We start from the raw sequence: 17051 nt of genomic DNA, 5'->3' as shown, positions 1-17051 counted from the left end.
GCGGCGGGGCGGGGTGCGGCACCCGGGGTGGGGTGGGGTGCTGGGAGGCGGCCCCCGGGTGACTTCGGGGTGGCTGGGGGCCGCCGTGGGTGGTGGCGGGGGTGGTGGCCGGCGTCAGGTGGTGGTGCGGCGGCGGTGGCGGCCCGTGCCGGCGGCGAGGGCCGCTCCGAGGGCCACGGCGAGACCGGCGCCGCTGAGGGCCCAGCCGGTGGCGCTGCCCGTGGCGGCGAGTTCGCCCGACGGCTGGTCGCCGATCGGCTGGAGGCCGCCGTTGGGCACCGGCGCGTTCCCCGAGCCACCGGTGCCGGGTGCGCTGCCGCCGGGGGTGCCACCGGGCGTGCCGCCGGGTGCGCTGCCGCCGGGGGTGCCACCGGGCGTGCCGCCGGGTGCGCTGCCGCCGGGGGTGCCGCCCGGGGTCCCACCAGTACCGCCCGGCGTGCCGCCGGGGTCTCCGCCGGGCGTGCCGCCGGGGTCGCCTCCAGGAGTTCCGCCGGGCGTGCCGCCTGGAGTTCCGCCCGGGTCTCCGCCGGGCGTGCCGCCGGGGTCGCCTCCAGGAGTTCCGCCGGGCGTGCCGCCGGGGTCTCCGCCGGGCGTGCCGCCGGGGTCTCCGCCGGGCGTGCTGCCCGGGTCTTCGTTCGGGGTGGGGGCCGGGGGCAGGAGGGTGGTCAGGTGGCGGGGGGAGCGGGAGCCGGCCCAGGGTGGGGGGGTTTCGGCGTCGACCTGGGACGTGCCCCAGGAGAAGAAGGACACCGAGCCGGTCGGGGTGTCGGCGGCGAAGCGGACGCGGACCGGGACGTCGAAGGTCCCGCCGGCCGCGATCGGGCCCTGGGTGAGACCGGCCGCGTAGAAGAAGCCGCCCTCCTCGGAGAGGACCTCGACGGGCTGCCAGGCCGGCGCCCCGTCCGCGCCCGTGCGCCGGACCTCCACCGTGATCTGCGAGGCCTCCATCGCGACGAAGTCCGGTCGGGACATGATCAGTCCCAGGTCGAACGCGGCCAGCGCGCCCTTCCCGGTGTTGTCCACGCGCACCGAGAGGTTCGTCCAGTCGCCGCCCGCCCGCCCGCTCTCCGGTACGCCGCTCACCGTCAGCGCCGGGCCCACGACGTGGACCGGGTCCTCGTCGCCGCCGGCCGCGCCGGTGATCCGGGTCGGGTACGAGGTCGTGGGGGAGGTACCGGTCGAGTTGCCGACCCGGCTCCTCCCGTCCGACGTCAGGTCGAAGAGCACGACCGGGGTGTCCGCCGCGAAGCTGATCCGTACGTCGATCGTGCGGACCTGCCCGGCCGGCACCGCCGCCGAGGTGCCCAGGGCGTAGCCCAGGGCGGGCGCCGCGTCCGGGTCGTCGACGGGCGCCGCCGCCTGCCAGACACCGTCGCCCGTCCGGTACTCGACCTTGACCTGGGCGGACGTGAACGCCCCCGCGGCCTGCGCCACGCCCAGCTCCGCCGTGTAGCCGGGCACGGCCACGTGCCCCGAGTTGTCGACGGTCACCGTGAGCGGCGTCCAACTGCCGTCGGCCGGGAAACCGCCCTGCGGGATGCCCTGGACGGTGACCTCGGGCCCCATCAGGAGCCGGTCCGACGACGTCTCCTCGGCCGATTCCGCCGATCCCGCCGATGCCGAGGACGGTTCCGAAGTCGGCGCCGGCGGTGCTGCCCGGCCGGCCTGGGCCTGGGCCGGTACGGCCTGAACCGGGACCTGAACCGGGACCGGGACCGGCGCCGCTGCCGGCGCGGGCGCCGCCGCCTCGACCGGCGCCGCCGCCGCCGGCGCGGCCTCCGCCGCCCCCTCCGGCTCCGCGGCCCCGTCCCCCGCCGGCAAGGCGTCCGGCACGGTCACCGAGGGGTGGTCTTCGGCCATCGCCGGCGCCGCCATCAGCAGTGTTTGACCCGCCACCGCCGCGGCGGCCGCCACGGCCATGCGCTTGAGCTGCATGTTCTTTCCTCCCCGGGCTCCGAACGCACGCCCGGACCCACCCCAAACCCCTTGGAACGCGCCCAGGTTAGTGAGCCGGAAGGAGCCGGCGGGGAGATATGGAAATCAGAAATGCGTACGGCCCCGGCGGAGTGAGCAGGGGTGCCGGGGCCGTGCGCGAGTTCACCCGGCCGTGCGCCGGGCCGGTGTCAGAGCTTCTCGGGGGTGCGGATCCCGAGGAGGGACATGCCCTTGTTGAGGGTGCGGGCGGTCAGCTCGCACAGGAACAGCCGGTTCTCACCGACGACGAGCTCCGGCTGCGGCTTCACGACCGGGCACTCCGTGTAGAACGTCGTGAACAGCGAGGCCAACTGGTACAGGTACGCGGCCACCTTGTGCGGCGCGTACTCCGCGGCCGCCTCCTCCACGAGCGCCCCGAACGCGTCCAGGTGCAGACCCAGCGCCCGCTCCGCCGGCGCCAGCTCCAGCTCCGGGTGGGCCACCGGCGAACGGTCGCCCGCGTTGCGCAGGATGGACCGGATGCGGGCGTACGCGTACTGGAGGTACACGGACGTGTCGCCGGTCAGGGAGACCATCTGGTCCAGGTCGAACTTGTAGTCCCGCGCGGCCGAGGTCGACAGGTCCGCGTACTTGACCGCGCCGATGCCGACCTGGAGGCCGTTCTCGACGATCTCCTCCTCGGTGAGCAGCCCGCGCTCCGCGTCCTTGTCGCGGACCACGCCCGTCGCCCGCTCCACGGCCTCGTCGAGCAGGTCCACGAGCCGTACGGTCTCGCCCTCACGGGTCTTGAACGGCTTGCCGTCCTTGCCGAGGACGGTGCCGAAGGCCAGCTGGACGGCCTCGACCTCGTCGTTCAGCCAGCCGGCGCGGCGGGCCGTCTCGAAGACCATCTTGAAGTGCAGGGACTGACGGGCGTCGACGACGTACAGCAGCGTCGAGGCCTTCAGGTTGCCGACGCGGTCACGGATCGCTGACAGGTCGGTCGCCGCGTAGCCGAAACCGCCGTCGGACTTCTGGACGATCAGCGGGGTCGGGTTGCCGTCCTGGCCCTTGTACTCGTCGAAGAACACGCACAGCGCGCCGTTGGAGCGGACGGCGACGCCCGAGTCCTCCAGCAGCTTGCAGGTCTCCACCAGCATGTCGTTGTAGCCGGACTCGCCGACGACGTCCGCGTCCTGGATGTCCATGTCCAGCTTGTTGAAGACGGAGTAGAAGTAGATCTTCGACTCGTCCACGAACCGCTGCCACAGGGCGAGCGTCTCCGGGTCGCCGGCCTGGAGGCCGACCACGCGGGCCCGGGCGCGCGTCTTGAACTCCTCGTCGGAGTCGAAGACGGCGCGCGAGGCCTTGTACAGCCGGTTCAGGTTGGACATGGCCTCCTCGCCGGAGACCTCCCCGTCCGACTTGTGGTCCAGCTCGTGCGGGTGCTCCAGCAGGTACTGGATCAGCATGCCGAACTGGGTGCCCCAGTCGCCGATGTGGTGGCGACGCACCACGGTCTCGCCCGTGAACTCCAGGATCTCCACCATCGCGGCGCCGATCACGGCGGACCGCAGGTGGCCGACGTGCATCTCCTTCGCGACGTTCGGCTGGGCGTAGTCGATGACCGTCGTGCCCGGGTTCGCCGCGAGCGCGACACCGAGGCGGTCGTCCGCGGCGCGCGCCGCGAGGGTCTCGATGATCGCCCGGTCGGTGATCGTGATGTTGAGGAAGCCGGGGCCGGAGACCTCGATCTCCCGGATCAGGTCACCGGTCGCGATGGCCTCGACCACGGTCGTCGCCAGCTCGCGCGGGTTGGCCTTGGCCTTCTTCGCGAGCGCGAGGATCCCGTTGGCCTGGAAGTCGGCCCGGTCGCTACGTCGCAGCAGCGGGTCGGTCGCACCGGCCTCCGGCAGGGCGGAGGCAAGGGCGTCCGCGACGCGCTGATCGACGGAAGAAGCGAGGGAAGGGACCGAGGCCATGAGCTGCCGTTCCTGTGAGGTTGCACGTGAGGACGCACTTGGGTGTTCCGACAAGTGCCGAGTATCCCACGCGGGCGCCGAAGGCCTCGCGGGATATCAGCGGGACACCAAGGAGCGGAAGCAACCCCGGAGCGCTCCCCTCCGTCTGGGAGAATGGCTGAAGCCAGCATTCGAGTAGAAGGACGTGTCGTGGCTCAGAGCAGCACCGAGACCGACTGGGTCTCCCGTTTCGCGGACGAGGTCATCGCCGAGGCGGAGCGCCGAGCACCCGGCAAACCTGTCGTCGTCGCGTCCGGACTCTCCCCCTCGGGCCCGATCCACCTGGGCAACCTGCGCGAGGTCATGACCCCGCATCTGGTCGCGGACGAGATCCGCCGCCGGGGCTTCGAGGTCCGCCACCTCATCTCCTGGGACGACTACGACCGTTACCGCAAGGTGCCGGCCGGCATCCCCGGCATCGACGAGTCGTGGGCGCAGCACATCGGCCGCCCGCTGACCTCGGTCCCGGCCCCGGCCGGATCCGCGTACCCGAACTGGGCCGAGCACTTCAAGGCCGCCATGGTCGAGGCGCTGGCCGAGCTCGGCGTCGAGTACGACCCGATCAGCCAGACGGAGCAGTACACCTCCGGCGTCTACCGCGAGCAGGTCCTGCACGCGATGAAGCACCGCGGGGACATCGACGCCGTCCTCGACCAGTACCGCACCAAGCAGAAGCCGGGCAAGAAGCCCCAGCAGAAGCAGGTCGACGAGGCCGAGCTGGAGGCCGCCGAGGGCTCCGGCGCGGCCGCCGAGGACGACGGCAGCGCCGGCGAGGGCGGGTACTTCCCGTACAAGCCGTACTGCGCCGAATGCGGCAAGGACTTCACCAAGGTCACCTCGTACGACGACGCGACCACGGAGCTGACCTACGTCTGCGCCGAGGACGCGTTCACCGAGACGGTCAAGCTCAGCGAGTTCAACCGGGGCAAGCTCGTCTGGAAGGTCGACTGGCCGATGCGCTGGGCCTTCGAGGGCGTCATCTTCGAGCCCTCCGGCGTCGACCACTCCTCGCCCGGCTCGTCGTTCCAGGTCGGCGGCCAGATCGTGCACATCTTCGGCGGCGAGCAGCCGATCGGCCCGATGTACGCGTTCGTCGGCATCTCCGGCATGGCGAAGATGTCCTCCAGCAAGGGCGGCGTCCCGACGGCCGCCGACGCGCTGGAGATCATGGAGCCGCAGCTGCTGCGCTGGCTCTACGCCCGCCGCAAGCCGAACCAGTCGTTCAAGATCGCCTTCGACCAGGAGATCCAACGCCTGTACGACGAGTGGGACAAGCTGGAGGGCAAGGTCGCCGACGGCTCCGTGCTCCCGGCCGACGCGGCCGCGCACACCCGCGCCGTCCGCGTCGCCTCGCACGAGCTGCCCCGCACCCCGCGCCCGATGGCCTACCGCACCCTCGCGTCGGTCGTCGACATCACCGCCGGGCACGACGAGCAGACCCTGCGCATCCTCAGCGACCTCGACCCGGAGCAGCCGCTCACCTCGCTCGACGAGGTACGGCCGCGCCTGGACCGCGCCGAGAGCTGGATCACCACCCAGGTCCCGGCCGACCAGCGCACCCTGGTCCGCGAGGAGCCCGACACCGAGCTGCTGTCCTCGCTCGACGAGGAGGCCCGGCAGTCGCTGCGGATGCTCGTGGACGGCCTCGACACCCACTGGTCCCTCGACGGGCTGACCACGCTCGTCTACGGCGTGCCGAAGGTCATGGCCGGGCTGGAGCCCGACGCCAAGCCGACGCCCGAGCTCAAGGTCGCCCAGCGCACCTTCTTCGCGCTGCTCTACCGACTGCTCGTGACCCGGGAGACCGGTCCGCGCCTGCCCACGCTGCTCCTCGCGGTGGGGGCGGACCGGGTGCGCACGCTGCTGGCGGTCTGAGCCGGTACAGGTGGACGCGGACGGGCCCGCACCCCTCGGGGTGCGGGCCCGTCCGCGTTCTCCGGTGGCGGGTCGTCCGTCCGGTGACTCAGGCGATGAAGTCGTTCTCCAGGTCGCGCTGGTAGCGCTGCTTCAGCGTCGGCATCATCGCGTCGATGAACGAGACGCTGTCCGGGTGGATGGGCCCGTACAGCTCCGTGAGGGCCTGGTCCACCTGCTTGGCGCTCGGGTGCCCGTTGCGCTCCTCGACGTACGCGCGGTACGCCTCGTACGCCGCTTCCTCGAACTTCTCCTGGTCCAGGTCCGCGCCGGCCTCGTCCCGGGGGGCGGGTACGGGCGACTGCTCGGCCGGAGCCGTCGGAGCCGTCGGAGCCGCCGGGGCCGCTGGGGGTACGGGGGTCTGCGCCGCCGGGGTCTCGACCTGCTGGGGGTTGTAGTCGCCCTTGTACTTGGTCGCGTCCGGGGCTACGGGACCGGCGAACCAGGCGCTGTTGTGGGCGGCGGGCATGGCCGTCGGGTCCACCGCGAAGGCCGGCGGGGTGTGCGCGGCGGCGGGCTGGGGCTGGACCGCGGGCTGCGGCTGGGGTTGGGGCTGCGGCTGGTCCGGTGCCCGCACCTGGTCCGGGACCGTGGGGCCGGCCGTCGTCCCCGGCTCGGGGTGTGCGGGGGCGGCCGCCGCCGGCAGGGCCGGGGCGGCGGGGCCGGCCTGGGTGACCTGCGCGGCGGGGGCGGCCTCCGCCGCCGTAGCCGTCGTTGCCGTAGCCGTCGTTGCCGGGGGCAGCAGGACCGGGTCGATGCCCGCCGCCGCCAGGCCCTCCGGGGCGGTCTGCGACAACGGGACGCCGATCCGGGCCAGCCGCAGCGGCATCAGCGCCTCCACCGGCGCCTTGCGGCGCCAGGCCCGCCCGTACCGGGCCTGGAGGCGCGCCTGGTAGATCAACCGGTCCTGCTCCATGGTGACGGCCTGCTCGTAGGAGCGCAGCTCCCACAGCTTCATCCGGCGCCACAGCTTGAACGTGGGGATGGGGGAGAGCAGCCAGCGCGTGATGCGCACGCCCTCCATGTGCCGGTCCGCGGTGATGTCCGCGATCCGGCCCACGGCGTGCCGGGCGGCCTCGACCGTGACCACGAACAGGATCGGGATCACGGCGTGCATGCCGACACCGAGCGGATCCGGCCAGGCCGCCGCGCCGTTGAACGCGATGGTCGCCGCGGTCAGCAGCCAGGCGGTCTGGCGGAGCAGGGGGAACGGGATCCGCATCCAGGTCAGCAGCAGGTCCAGCGCCAGCAGGACGCAGATGCCCGCGTCGATGCCGATCGGGAACACCAGCGAGAAGCTGCCGAACCCTTTTTGCAGGGCCAGGGCCCGTACGGCGGAGTACGAACCCGCAAAACCGATGCCCGCGATGACCAGGGCTCCGGCGACCACGACACCGATGAGTATCCGGTGCGTACGTGTCAGCTGCATCGCGGCCACACGCGATCCCCTCCCCTGTTCGAGCTACGGCAGGCACAGCGTACGGGTGACTGGATGTCAGTGGTCCCGTAGGTCCCCCCAGCGGCGTGCTACTGGGCCGGAGCCGATGCGGACTCGGAAGCGGAACCCGACGGTGCGGCCGACGGGGAGCCCTCGCCGGCGGACTGCGAAGGCGCCGCCTCCTGGTTCGCGGTGGCGATCGACGCCACGCTCTCCTTGGCCGCCGCGATGGCGTTCTCCAGCAGCTTCTTCTTGTCCGGGGCGCCGGCGCCCTCGTAGGCGGCGCCGTTGTAGTCGACGGTGATCACGACGTTCTGGGTGCGGGTCACGATGGTCGTGTTCGAGAAGTCGACGTCCTTCTTGACCGCGTACACGACGGACGAGGCCTGGTCGCCGACCCCGCCGGCCTGCTCGACCTTGACGTCGTTCGCGCCCTCGGTGGTCTTCGACGCCTCGATTTGCTTGTTGTACTGCTCCTCGGCGCGCTTGTTGCCGCTGCCGAGCGAGGCGTGCGAGTCGTAGCGCACGAGGGAGATGGACAGCCAGCGGTACTGCGAGCCCTTCAGGCCGTCCGTGTCGAGGCCGTTCCAGGAGCAGCTGGCGCGGCTGGCGAGGTCGTTCGACTTGGTCGCCGTGCCGTTCTTCTCCTTCGCCTCGGGGACGTAGATGTCGATGGACTTCGCCGCGACGGTCTTGCAGGGGTCGGGCAGCTTCGCGAACGCCACCTTCTCCAGCACGGGCGCCGCCTTCGCGCTCGGCTTGGACGACGCGGTGGATTCGGACTTCTTGCCGGAGTCCTTCGCCGAGTCCTTGCCCGAGTCGGAGGAGCACCCGGCGACGGTGAGTATCACCGGGACGGCTGCGCAGGCGAGGACGCGGGTGAGGCGCGAGGCTGATCGGTGCATGGTTCCTTCAGACGTTGAGGGTCTACTTTCGGACCCGTTGCGGGCGCGGGACCCGTGCAACGGTAGCCCGACCGGGCGTCCGCCTGCTGTGCGCGCCGTCACGCGGGCCGCGCGCAACCCCCGGCGGGCGGGGCTGTCAGTCGCTGAACCGCTCCACCAGGGCCTCGGCCAACACGCGGGCCTTGTCCTGCGTTTCCGTACTCGGGGGCACGGCGCCCGGCCCGGTCGGCTGGACGCTGTACTCGACGGTGACGATCACGTTCGAGGTGCGGAACACGATCCGTACGGTGCGTGGTCGGGCGGCGGTGGCGCCGGCCGCGCTCAGCTTGTCGTCGAGGTAGGCCTCGTCGCCGAGCCCCTCCAGGACCCGGGAGCCGAGCTCGGGCGGGGCGCTGGGGGAGGGCGAACCGGAGGGGGAACCGGCAGGGGAACCGGAAGGCGCACCGGAGCCGGAGGCGGACGGCGCGGCGGGGCCGCTCGCGGGGGGCGCGGAGGGCGCCGTCGAGGGGGCGGCGGGCGGTGCGGTGGCCGGGGGGTTCGGGGCGGGGTTCGCGCCCGGGTTGGCGCCCGGCGTCGCGCCGGGGTTCGCGCCGGGGGTTCCGCCCGGGGTTCCGCCGGGGGTGGTGACCGGGCCGGGGAACGGCAGCTGGGCCGCCGTCAGCCGGCTGACGTAGACCTCGTGCGCCTTCTCGTCGTCGCTCGTGGTGGCGCGGTCGTACGAGACCACCCGCTCGAAGTTCACCGACAGCAGCAGGGTCCCCTCGGGGACCTGCGAGTTCCAGCGGCAGCCGACGTGCCGGTCGCCGTCGTACGAGGCGTCCGCGATCCCCTCGTAGAGCCGCTCGCGCGCCTCGGTGGTGAGGGAGTCGGCGGCCGGGAGCATCGCCCTGAGCGGCTTGCCGTCGGCGGCCTTGCACGGTTGCGGCAGGCTGCGGTACTTCCCGGGCTGGGCCGGCGGGGCGGTGCTGCCGCCGTTCTTCGGGTCGTTCGTACCGCCGCCGTTGCCGTCGGTGCAGCCGCCGAGGCCCGTCACGGCGGCCGCGATCGCGGTGAGCATCGCGATGCCCGGGAGGACCCGCCGACGTACCGTCTTGCGCTCCACGTCCACTGGCTCCCTGGCTCCCTGGGGAAAATGCGTTGCCGCGACTTGGGCGCGGATGGACACAATGTCTATCGCACACGCTGGTGCCGGCGCCGGTCCCCTGACTGTTTTGGGGTGATGAGCGCCGCTTTTTGCGTATTCCTAATTTTCTGTGGTTTCCGGGGGGTTGACGCCGTATGTCGTACGTAGAGGTTTCGGGAGGAAAGGTCCCGATCCGCATGTGGACGGATCCGGCGTCGGTCGAGGACAGCGCGATGCGCCAACTCCACAACACCGCCGGCCTCCCGTGGATCAAGGGCCTGGCCGTCATGCCGGACGTCCACTACGGCAAGGGCGCCACGGTCGGCTCGGTCATCGCCATGAAGGACGCGGTCTGTCCGGCGGCGGTGGGCGTCGACATCGGCTGCGGCATGTCCGCGGTGAAGACCTCCCTGACGGCGAACGACCTGCCGGGCGACCTGTCGAAACTGCGGTCCCGCATCGAGCAGGTGATTCCGGTGGGGGCGGGCATGCACCGCGAGGCCGTCGACCCGACCCGCCTGTACGGGTTCGCCGACGCGGGGTTCGGGGACCTGTGGCAGCGCTTCGACCACGTCGCGGACGCGGTGAAGTTCCGTCGGGAGCGGGCTGGGCGACAAATGGGAAGTTTGGGGCAAGGCAACCACTTCTGGGAACTTTGTATCGATGTCTCCGGTTCGGTGTGGATCATGTTGCACTCCGGATCCCGGAACATCGGCAACGAGTTGGCGGACTTCCACATCAACGTTGCCCGTGGGCTCTCCCACAACCAGGGCCTGGTCGACCGGGACCTCGCGGTGTTCCTCGCGGCGACGCCGGAGATGCGCGCCTACCGGGACGACCTCTTCTGGGCGCAGGAGTACGCGAAGTACAACCGCGCCGTGATGATGAGCCTCTCGAAGGAGGTCATCCGGAAGGAGTTCCGGAAGGCCAAGGTCTCCTTCGACCAGGAGATCAGCTGCCACCACAACTACGTGGCGGAGGAGCGGTACGACGGCATGGACCTGCTGGTCACGCGGAAGGGCGCGATCCGCGCCGGCAGCGGTGAGTACGGGATCATCCCGGGTTCCATGGGGACGGGCTCGTACATCGTGAAGGGCCTCGGCAACGAGAAGTCCTACAACTCCGCCTCGCACGGCGCGGGCCGCCGGATGAGCCGTACGGCGGCGAAGAAGCGGTTCTCGGCGCGCGACCTGGTGGAGCAGACGCAGGGCGTGGAGTGCCGCAAGGACTCCGGGGTCGTGGACGAGATCCCGGCCGCCTACAAGTCGATCGACCAGGTCATCGAGCAGCAGACCGACCTGGTCCAGGTCGTCGCGAAGCTGAAGCAGGTCATCTGCATCAAGGGCTGAACAGACCGTGCGAGGGGCGCCACTTCGGTGGCGCCCCTCGCACGTGCCCTCGCTTACTGCGGGGCGACGGCGACCCGGCCGCTGCGGATCCGCCACAGGCGCATGACGCAACTCTGTTCAGTGCGGTCCAGGGCCGTGGCCGCCGCGGCCGCGTCACCGAGGCGGACGAGTACGGCGTCGTCCTGGGCGGTCCAGGGACGTCGCGGCGGGGCCACCCGCATTCCGGCGGGCCTGATCCAAGCCTGGATCGCGTCGGCGTTCGCCCTTTTGTGGGCGAGGGCGAGGCAGCCGTCGTAGTAGAGGTGCGCGGCCAGTTGCTGGGCCGTCTCCTTGTAGTAGCAGACGTTGTAGACGCCGTCCCGCGCGTTCCGGGAGATGGTGCGCCCCGTTCCGGTGATCTTCTTGCCGTAGTGGCAGAGGAAGGCCGCCAGGGCCGTGCTCGCCGAGGTCAGGGACAGGAACGGAAAACCCTGGGCGGTCCAGCCGAGGGACCCGTCCGCGTCGATGATTCCGCGGAGGTAGTCGGGGCGGGCGAAGTCGGTGCGCGGCGGTTTGACGCTCAGGGACTTCTTGCCGTAAGGGATGCCGAGTTCGTTGATGATGGTCCTGGCCTCAAGAGAGCACAGGGTCCAGGTCGCCGAGTGGGGTCATCCGGGGAGGGGCGCGGTCGGCGCTGTTCCGATCGTGATCCGGGCGCGTCCGGGATGTGGTCGGCGGCGTGTTTCCATGCGCTGTTCCGGTCGTTCGGTGGGTGGGGGAGTGGGTCGTCGTGGCTGGTCGGTGGCGGGTGCGGGCGGTGGTGGCCGGGGTGGTGGCGGTATGCGTGCTCGGGGTCGGTGGGTGTGCGGGCGGGGATGCCGACGCCAAGGCTGCCGCGCGGCCTTCGGTGGCGCCCGTGGCGACGGTGATCGGGGTGTGGCAGGCGCAGCAGGTGTTCGACCGGTACGTCGCGGCGCGCGGGGCGGCCGTCGCGGGGCTGGACGCCGACGGCTTCGCCCGGGTGGAGACCGGGCCGCTGCTGGCGGAGAGCCTGGCCGTGGTCGAGGCGCGGCGCAAACGGAAGGCCGACTGGGAGGCGGGGGTGTTCCGGCGGCCGGAGTTCCTGATTCCGGCGGAGCGGGACCAGCCCGGGTACCCGCGTACGTTCGTCGCGTTGAGTCGGGGTGATTCGCCGATCGACAACCCGCGGGCGCGCGCCGTGCACTACTTCGTCCAGGAGGCGGCGGGAGCGGAGTGGAAGGCGGCCGTCCTGTCCTGGGTGTACGACACGCCCCGCAAAGCAGGGGTGTTCGAGGACAACGCCGCCGCGCTCCACGGCTACGACGTGCGACCCCGTGAGGTCGCGGCTTTCGTGCGGGGCGCGGGGGGCGAGGCCGCGCTCTCGCCGAGGGCCGGCGCGGACCGGGAGGTGTGCGGGCGGTACGCGGAGTGGATGAGCTTCACCGCGCCGGAGGGCCGGACGGAGAGCGCGGACTTCGTGCCGGGTCCGTTGACGAGCGGGGTGGTCGAGGCGGCCAACGCGGCGGCCGGTGGGAACTGGCGGATCGTGACCCGGGAGCAAGCCTTCGCGCCGGCGGCCGGCGGGGTCGAGCTGCCGGTGGTCCGGTTGGCGGACGGGAAGGCGCTGGTGACGTGCGCGTTCACCCGGACCGATCGGTGGACGGGCGACCGTTCGGTGACGTTCCCGCAGGGCGGCGTGGGTTCGCACGCCGACGTGGAGGTGCTGCTGGGCGCCGGGGAAGCGCCGCAGAGCGGTGGGGAGTCGCGCCGGTGGCGGCGGACGACGGTGCGGTGGAGCGTGACGGTGACGTTGGAGGTGCCGGAGCGGGGTCCGGCCGAGGCGGTGGCGTGCAACTGCCTCCGTCCGCGCCCACTTTCGGCGGAGGGAGACCCCGAGTAGGACCGCGACGGCGAAGGTGTTCTGGACCGGGGTGTGTGGCATGGGGAGATCCCGTGTGCTCGTCGCCGTGCTCGCTCGGTGAAGGATGCCGAAGTGTGCGGGGCCGGTGAGCGGGTGGAGGCTCCCTTCGGGGGAGCGCCGGAGCTGCTGCGGCCGCCGTACGGGGTCGTGAACGACGACGTACGGCTCGCGGCGAAGGCGTGCGGGGGCAAGGCGCTGATCACCTGGACGCACGACTTCACGACCTGGGGGCAGACGCCGCCGACGCCGCGGCTGCGGGCGGGGGACATCGTGCTGCCGCACTTCACGCCGACGCCGGCGGCCGACCTCCGGCGTGCCTTGGACGCGGCGAAGGCCGCCGGGCTGGAGCCGGCGGCCCTCGTGCGGCACCTGAAGTCGGCCGGGTTGGTCTGACCGGCGCGGCCGGACCGGGTCGGCCCCGAGGGGTTACAGCTCGCGGTGGACCTTCGTGTTCGAGGCCTGGGCGCGGGGGCGGACGACCAGGAGGTCGATGTTGACGTGGCTGGGGCGGGTCACCGCCCAGGTGATGGTGTCGGCCACGTCGTCGGCGGACAGGGGCTCGGCCACGCCCGCGTAGACCTTGGCGGCCTTCTCGGTGTCGCCGCGGAAGCGGGTGGTGGCGAACTCGTCGGTCTTGACCATGCCGGGGGCGATCTCGATGACGCGGACCGGCTGGCCGAGGATCTCCAGGCGCAGGGTCTCGGCGATGACGCGGGCGCCGTTCTTGGCGGCGACGTAGCCCGCGCCGCCCTCGTAGGTGGAGTGGCCCGCGGTGGAGGAGAGGACGACGACCGTGCCGTCGCCCGAGGCGGTGAGGGCCGGGAGCAGGGCCTGGGTCACGTGGAGCGTGCCGATGACGTTGACCTCGTACATCGTGCGCCAGTCCGCGGGGTCACCGGTGGCGACGGGCTCGGCGCCGAGGGCGCCGCCGGCGTTGTTGACGAGGACGTCGACGGAGGGGAAGCGTTCCAAGGAGACGGCGAAGGCGTCGACGGCGCCCCGGTCGGTGACGTCGAGGGCGTGGGCGGTGGCCTCGTGGCCCGCGGCGGTGAGCTCGGCGGCGAGGGCCTCGATGCGGTCCTTGCGGCGGGCGGTGAGGACGACGTGGTAGCCGGCTGCGGCGAGCTGCCGGGCGGTGGCCGCGCCGATTCCGCTGCTCGCGCCGGTGATGACGGCGGTGCGGGTGGCCGTGCTCATGGGCGGGGCTCCTCGTTCGTTCGTACGGGCGATTTCCGTCAGCATAGGCCGGGACGGGAGGTCGGGCGGGCGCGTGTCGGGCCGCCCGCTCAGTGACTGCGTGGCGCGTACATGATGATGGCCATGCCGGCGAGGCAGACGAGGGCGCCCGTGACGTCCCAGCGGTCGGGCCGGTAGCCGTCGGCGACCATGCCCCAGACCAGGGACCCCGCGACGAAGACCCCGCCGTAGGCGGCCAGGACCCGGGCGAAGTCGCCGTCGGGCTGGAGGGTGGCGACGAACCCGTACAGGCCGAGCGCGATCACGCCGGCGCCGATCCAGGCCCAGCCCCGGTGTTCGCGCACGCCCTGCCAGACGAGCCAGGCGCCGCCGATCTCCAGGAGGGCGGCGAGGACGAAGAGGAGCGCGGAGCGGGCGATCGGCATGGCCGGAAGCCTACGCAGGCGGACGGGGCGGGGGTCGTCCGGCGAATGGGGGGAGGGCTCGCCCTCGTTCGTGTGATGGTCCGATCGGGGGGCGGGCGGGCCGGCTAGCGTCCGCGCGAGGAGGTGGTCGCGGTGCGTCGTGGTGCCGTACGGAGTGTGGTGGTGGCGAGCCTGCTGGTGCTCGGCGGGGCCGGGCAGGCCGGCGCCTGGGCGGGCCCGGAGGCCGATCTGGCCTACCACGGGCGGGTGTCCCTGACCCAGGGGCAGCTGCGGGTGTGGATGGTCCCGGAGAACGACGGCCCCTCGGCGCTGGCGAACGCGACCCTGCGGGTCCGCCTGTCGGTGGACCTCGCCGACGTGCAGCACCTCGCCGGGGGCTGTGCGCGGGCCGGACAGCGCGAGGTGGTCTGCGAGACGGGCCCGCTCCCGGAGCACGGCAGGGGCCGGCACATCGGGCTGGCGCTGAACCTGCGGGAGCGGCCGTCGGAGGTGGTGGTGCGGATCGACACCTGGTGGAACGGCGGGGCGACCGACCGCAACCGCACCAACGACGACCACGTGGTGTTGGCCCTGGACACGGGCGACGACTACGCGTTCTGAGCGGCGGCGCCCCGAGCGGGGCGCGCGGTGCCGGGCGGCGCGCGGTGCCGGGCGGGCGTCTCCGATACCGGTCGCCCGCGCTCGGGCCGCCCCGCGCCCCCGTACTACCCCGCGCCGCCGCCGAACTCCGCCACCGCGTCGACCACGATGCGTTCCAGGCGGGCGTGGTGCGCGCCGCGCCAGTAGACGCGTTCGCAGGCCGTGCACTCGGCGAAGACGTCGTACGAGCGCTGCGTGCCGTGTTCCAGCCGGTCGCCGACGCTGTCCTTGTCGGCCGCGCTCAGCGGGCCGTTGCAGGCGGTGCAGCGGGTCCAGGGGGTGAGCACGGGGGCGAACCGACCCAGGACGTCGCGCAGTTGCTCGTCGGGGTTGTCGCTGTAGACGTACGCGCCCGCGAACAGCTCGCGGCGGCGCAGCAGTCCACGGTCGCGGGAGAGCAGGACGCGCTGTTCGGCCGCGGAGCGGGTGGCGAGTGCGGGGTCGCCGATGTCCTCGTTCTCGTACGCGGCGTCGACGCCGAGCAGCCGCAACCGGCGGGCGAGGGTGCCGAGGTGGACGTCGAGCAGGAAGCGCAGCGGTGCGCCGGCGACCCGTTGGGGCCGGTCCACGCCGAACACCTCGACGGACTCCCCCTCGCGGGGGACGTACGAGAGGGGTACCTCGGTGCCGTCGACGAGCAGTCGGCCGACCTCGGTCAGGGGGACGCCCGCCGACTCGACGACGTGGCCGACGCTGGACGCGCCGTCGGTGGTGGTCGGTACGCGTTCGGCGCGCCGGCTGGGCGGGGCGAAGAGGCGCAGTTCGGGGGCGAGGGTGAGCTGAATGTCGGGACCGTTCACGGGGTCAGCATGCCATCGCGGTCCCGGCCCGCGCCGCCGGATTACGGCGGTCGCGCCCGCCGCCGGAACGGCCGGAACCGAGCGGGCGGAGGGCACGGAGCCGAGCGGGCCGAACGGCGCGGAGCCGAGCGGGCCGAAGGCGCGGAGCCGAACGGCCGGGCGGCCGGAGCGCCCGCACGCCCGCCCGCCGGTTCAGGAAGCGGTCGGGGTCAGCTCCAGGCGCCAGTCGTTGCTGGGGTGCGGAACGCCGGCCGGGTACTCGAAGTCGACCTCCCCCCGGCAGGTGAACCCGCCGCGCCGGCAGACCGCGTTGGACGCCGGGTGGTCGATGCCAGGGAAGGCGTGCAGGGCGCGGCGGTTGCCGTGGGCGGTGGCGTGGCGGACGAGTTCCGCCAGGGCGGCGACCGCCAGGCCCCGGCCCTGGAACTCGGGGAGGACGGCCCAACCGGTCTCGTACACCGGCTCGTCGCGCCAGTCCCGTTCCCAGTAGCCGATCGAGCCGACGGTCTCGTCCGTGTCCGTGAGCACCACCCGGAACATCCGTCCGGCGGCCGGTTCGCCGGCGCCGAGTTCCTGGTAGCGGCGGTGCCGGTCGGCGAGCTTCTCCGGTGACTCGGGTCCGCCGAGGTGCTCGGTCATGACGGGCTCGTTCTTGCGCTCCAGCAGCCAGAAGTCCCCGGCGGCCCAGGGCTCCAACCGTACGTGTGTCTCCATGGACCCACGCTACGCACCCCGGCGCCCGGCCGGCCCTCCGCGCGGGTCGGCCCGGTCTGGTCGGCCCGGTCAGGGCCAGACCAGGCAGTACGGCTGGTGGCCCGCCTCGTGGAGGCGGTGGGAGAAGTCCTGCCACTCGTGCAGGAGCTGGTAGACGTTGAACGCGTCCCGCGGGCCGCCGCGGTCGGGGACCGTGGACCAGATGAAGGCGGCCGCGCCGACGGATTCCTCTCCCACGCCGCGCAGCGGGTCGACGACCGTCATGGGGAGCTTGACCACCGCGTAGTCGGGGTGGAGGACGACCAGCTCCAGCGGCGGAACCTTGTGGAGGGGTATGCCCTCGATGCCGGTCAGCACCATGGCGGCGACCGTCTCCGGCTTGATCTTGGTGAACATGCCGCCGGTGCCGAGCTCGTCGCCGCCCAGTTCCTCCGGCCGCATCGTGACGGGGACGCGGGCGGCGGTCGCGCCGTCGGGGGCGCCGAAGTACTTGTAGGTCACTCCCATGCCGCGGCCCCGGGGGAGGCCGTCCGGGCCGAGGGCGCCGTCAGGGTCTCGGGTGGGGCCCGGTACGGGGTCCGCGGCTTCCGCTCCGCGGCGCCGGTGCTTGCCTCGGCGGCGGGCATCACGGGCGCGCTGCGGGTCCAGGCCGTCCGTGCCCTCGCCCGGTCCACCACCGCGTTGCATATCT

General features: G+C 72.7%; 16 protein-coding genes. 5 read left to right on the top strand and 11 right to left on the bottom strand.

The genetic code is table 11. The features are described 5' to 3' along the window. Window positions 1-114 precede the first annotated feature (114 nt). Both ACZ4XJ_RS29480 and argS read right to left on the bottom strand, forming a co-directional pair. Entirely contained in the window at window positions 115-1935 is a 1821-nt protein-coding gene (locus ACZ4XJ_RS29480) for a hypothetical protein (protein WP_468497974.1), read from the bottom strand. Window positions 1936-2123: 188 nt separating this feature from the next. Continuing rightward, window positions 2124-3896: an arginine--tRNA ligase gene (gene argS / locus ACZ4XJ_RS29475; RefSeq protein WP_362884025.1), complete on the bottom strand. Its 1773-nt coding sequence runs from the start codon at window positions 3894-3896 to the stop codon at window positions 2124-2126. Window positions 3897-4049: 153 nt separating this feature from the next. Here argS and lysS point away from each other — a divergent pair, with 153 nt between their 5' ends. Then, complete coding sequence (lysS, locus tag ACZ4XJ_RS29470; protein ID WP_362884027.1) at window positions 4050-5810, top strand: lysine--tRNA ligase; 1761 nt, start codon at window positions 4050-4052, stop codon at window positions 5808-5810. Between the two features lie 88 nt (window positions 5811-5898). Here the strand turns inward: lysS and ACZ4XJ_RS29465 are convergent, their stop codons facing one another. From ACZ4XJ_RS29465 to ACZ4XJ_RS29455, 3 genes are all read right to left on the bottom strand, one after another. Continuing rightward, window positions 5899-7287 (bottom strand): DUF2637 domain-containing protein, encoded by a 1389-nt coding sequence (locus ACZ4XJ_RS29465; protein ID WP_468497973.1) that lies wholly within the window; start codon window positions 7285-7287, stop codon window positions 5899-5901. An 89-nt stretch (window positions 7288-7376) separates the two neighbouring features. Continuing rightward, entirely contained in the window at window positions 7377-8192 is an 816-nt protein-coding gene (locus ACZ4XJ_RS29460; protein WP_468497972.1) for a DUF3558 domain-containing protein, read from the bottom strand. Between the two features lie 136 nt (window positions 8193-8328). Then, on the bottom strand, window positions 8329-9294 hold the full coding sequence (locus tag ACZ4XJ_RS29455) for a DUF3558 domain-containing protein (RefSeq protein WP_468497971.1): 966 nt from the start codon (window positions 9292-9294) through the stop codon (window positions 8329-8331). 176 nt (window positions 9295-9470) lie between these two features. Between ACZ4XJ_RS29455 and ACZ4XJ_RS29450 the strand changes: the two genes are divergently transcribed. Next, a complete protein-coding gene (locus ACZ4XJ_RS29450; RefSeq protein ID WP_468497970.1) occupies window positions 9471-10664 on the top strand; it encodes an RtcB family protein in 1194 nt (397 codons plus the stop codon). Between the two features lie 53 nt (window positions 10665-10717). On the opposite strand, the gene ACZ4XJ_RS29445 is transcribed toward ACZ4XJ_RS29450, so the two are convergent. Then, on the bottom strand, window positions 10718-10879 hold the full coding sequence (locus ACZ4XJ_RS29445) for a hypothetical protein (protein ID WP_468497969.1): 162 nt from the start codon (window positions 10877-10879) through the stop codon (window positions 10718-10720). A gap of 680 nt (window positions 10880-11559) precedes the next feature. Between ACZ4XJ_RS29445 and ACZ4XJ_RS29440 the strand changes: the two genes are divergently transcribed. Continuing rightward, window positions 11560-12564 (top strand): DUF8094 domain-containing protein, encoded by a 1005-nt coding sequence (locus ACZ4XJ_RS29440; protein ID WP_468497968.1) that lies wholly within the window; start codon window positions 11560-11562, stop codon window positions 12562-12564. Window positions 12565-12642: 78 nt separating this feature from the next. Next, complete coding sequence (locus ACZ4XJ_RS29435) at window positions 12643-12978, top strand: polysaccharide deacetylase family protein (protein WP_468497967.1); 336 nt, start codon at window positions 12643-12645, stop codon at window positions 12976-12978. 33 nt (window positions 12979-13011) lie between these two features. On the opposite strand, the gene ACZ4XJ_RS29430 is transcribed toward ACZ4XJ_RS29435, so the two are convergent. Beyond that, the gene (locus ACZ4XJ_RS29430; RefSeq protein ID WP_468497966.1) at window positions 13012-13782 is read right to left on the bottom strand and encodes an SDR family NAD(P)-dependent oxidoreductase; all 771 of its coding nucleotides are present in this window, start codon (window positions 13780-13782) and stop codon (window positions 13012-13014) included. A gap of 89 nt (window positions 13783-13871) precedes the next feature. Continuing rightward, window positions 13872-14207, bottom strand: coding sequence for a YnfA family protein (locus ACZ4XJ_RS29425; RefSeq protein WP_362879880.1), 336 nt, complete (start codon window positions 14205-14207; stop codon window positions 13872-13874). A 132-nt stretch (window positions 14208-14339) separates the two neighbouring features. Between ACZ4XJ_RS29425 and ACZ4XJ_RS29420 the strand changes: the two genes are divergently transcribed. After that, window positions 14340-14807 carry a hypothetical protein gene (locus ACZ4XJ_RS29420; RefSeq protein WP_362879881.1) on the top strand — a complete coding sequence of 156 codons (468 nt, stop codon included), beginning with the start codon at window positions 14340-14342 and terminating at the stop codon, window positions 14805-14807. Window positions 14808-14911: 104 nt separating this feature from the next. Here the strand turns inward: ACZ4XJ_RS29420 and ACZ4XJ_RS29415 are convergent, their stop codons facing one another. The 3 genes from ACZ4XJ_RS29415 to ACZ4XJ_RS29405 form a co-directional block, all read right to left on the bottom strand. Further along, window positions 14912-15646 (bottom strand): Mut7-C RNAse domain-containing protein, encoded by a 735-nt coding sequence (locus ACZ4XJ_RS29415; RefSeq protein WP_362879882.1) that lies wholly within the window; start codon window positions 15644-15646, stop codon window positions 14912-14914. A gap of 192 nt (window positions 15647-15838) precedes the next feature. After that, complete coding sequence (locus ACZ4XJ_RS29410) at window positions 15839-16360, bottom strand: GNAT family N-acetyltransferase (protein WP_468497965.1); 522 nt, start codon at window positions 16358-16360, stop codon at window positions 15839-15841. A gap of 69 nt (window positions 16361-16429) precedes the next feature. Then, entirely contained in the window at window positions 16430-17047 is a 618-nt protein-coding gene (locus ACZ4XJ_RS29405; protein WP_362879884.1) for a hypothetical protein, read from the bottom strand. Window positions 17048-17051 lie beyond the last annotated feature (4 nt).

The organism is Streptomyces sp. NPDC029836, assembly GCF_055574495.1.
Note: the sequence above shows the minus strand (reverse complement) of the source record. Positions and strands in the feature narration are given on the sequence as shown.

Excerpts from the sequence above, each read along its gene's own strand:
- ACZ4XJ_RS29480 (WP_468497974.1), bottom strand. The coding sequence starts at position 1,935 with ATGCAGCTCAAGCGCATGGCCGTGGCGGCCGCCGCGGCGGTGGCGGGT.
- argS (WP_362884025.1), bottom strand. The coding sequence starts at position 3,896 with ATGGCCTCGGTCCCTTCCCTCGCTTCTTCCGTCGATCAGCGCGTCGCG.
- lysS (WP_362884027.1), top strand. The coding sequence starts at position 4,050 with ATGGCTGAAGCCAGCATTCGAGTAGAAGGACGTGTCGTGGCTCAGAGC.
- ACZ4XJ_RS29460 (WP_468497972.1), bottom strand. The coding sequence starts at position 8,192 with ATGCACCGATCAGCCTCGCGCCTCACCCGCGTCCTCGCCTGCGCAGCC.
- ACZ4XJ_RS29450 (WP_468497970.1), top strand. The coding sequence starts at position 9,471 with ATGTCGTACGTAGAGGTTTCGGGAGGAAAGGTCCCGATCCGCATGTGG.
- ACZ4XJ_RS29430 (WP_468497966.1), bottom strand. The coding sequence starts at position 13,782 with ATGAGCACGGCCACCCGCACCGCCGTCATCACCGGCGCGAGCAGCGGA.
- ACZ4XJ_RS29425 (WP_362879880.1), bottom strand. The coding sequence starts at position 14,207 with ATGCCGATCGCCCGCTCCGCGCTCCTCTTCGTCCTCGCCGCCCTCCTG.
- ACZ4XJ_RS29410 (WP_468497965.1), bottom strand. The coding sequence starts at position 16,360 with ATGGAGACACACGTACGGTTGGAGCCCTGGGCCGCCGGGGACTTCTGG.
- ACZ4XJ_RS29405 (WP_362879884.1), bottom strand. The coding sequence starts at position 17,047 with ATGCAACGCGGTGGTGGACCGGGCGAGGGCACGGACGGCCTGGACCCG.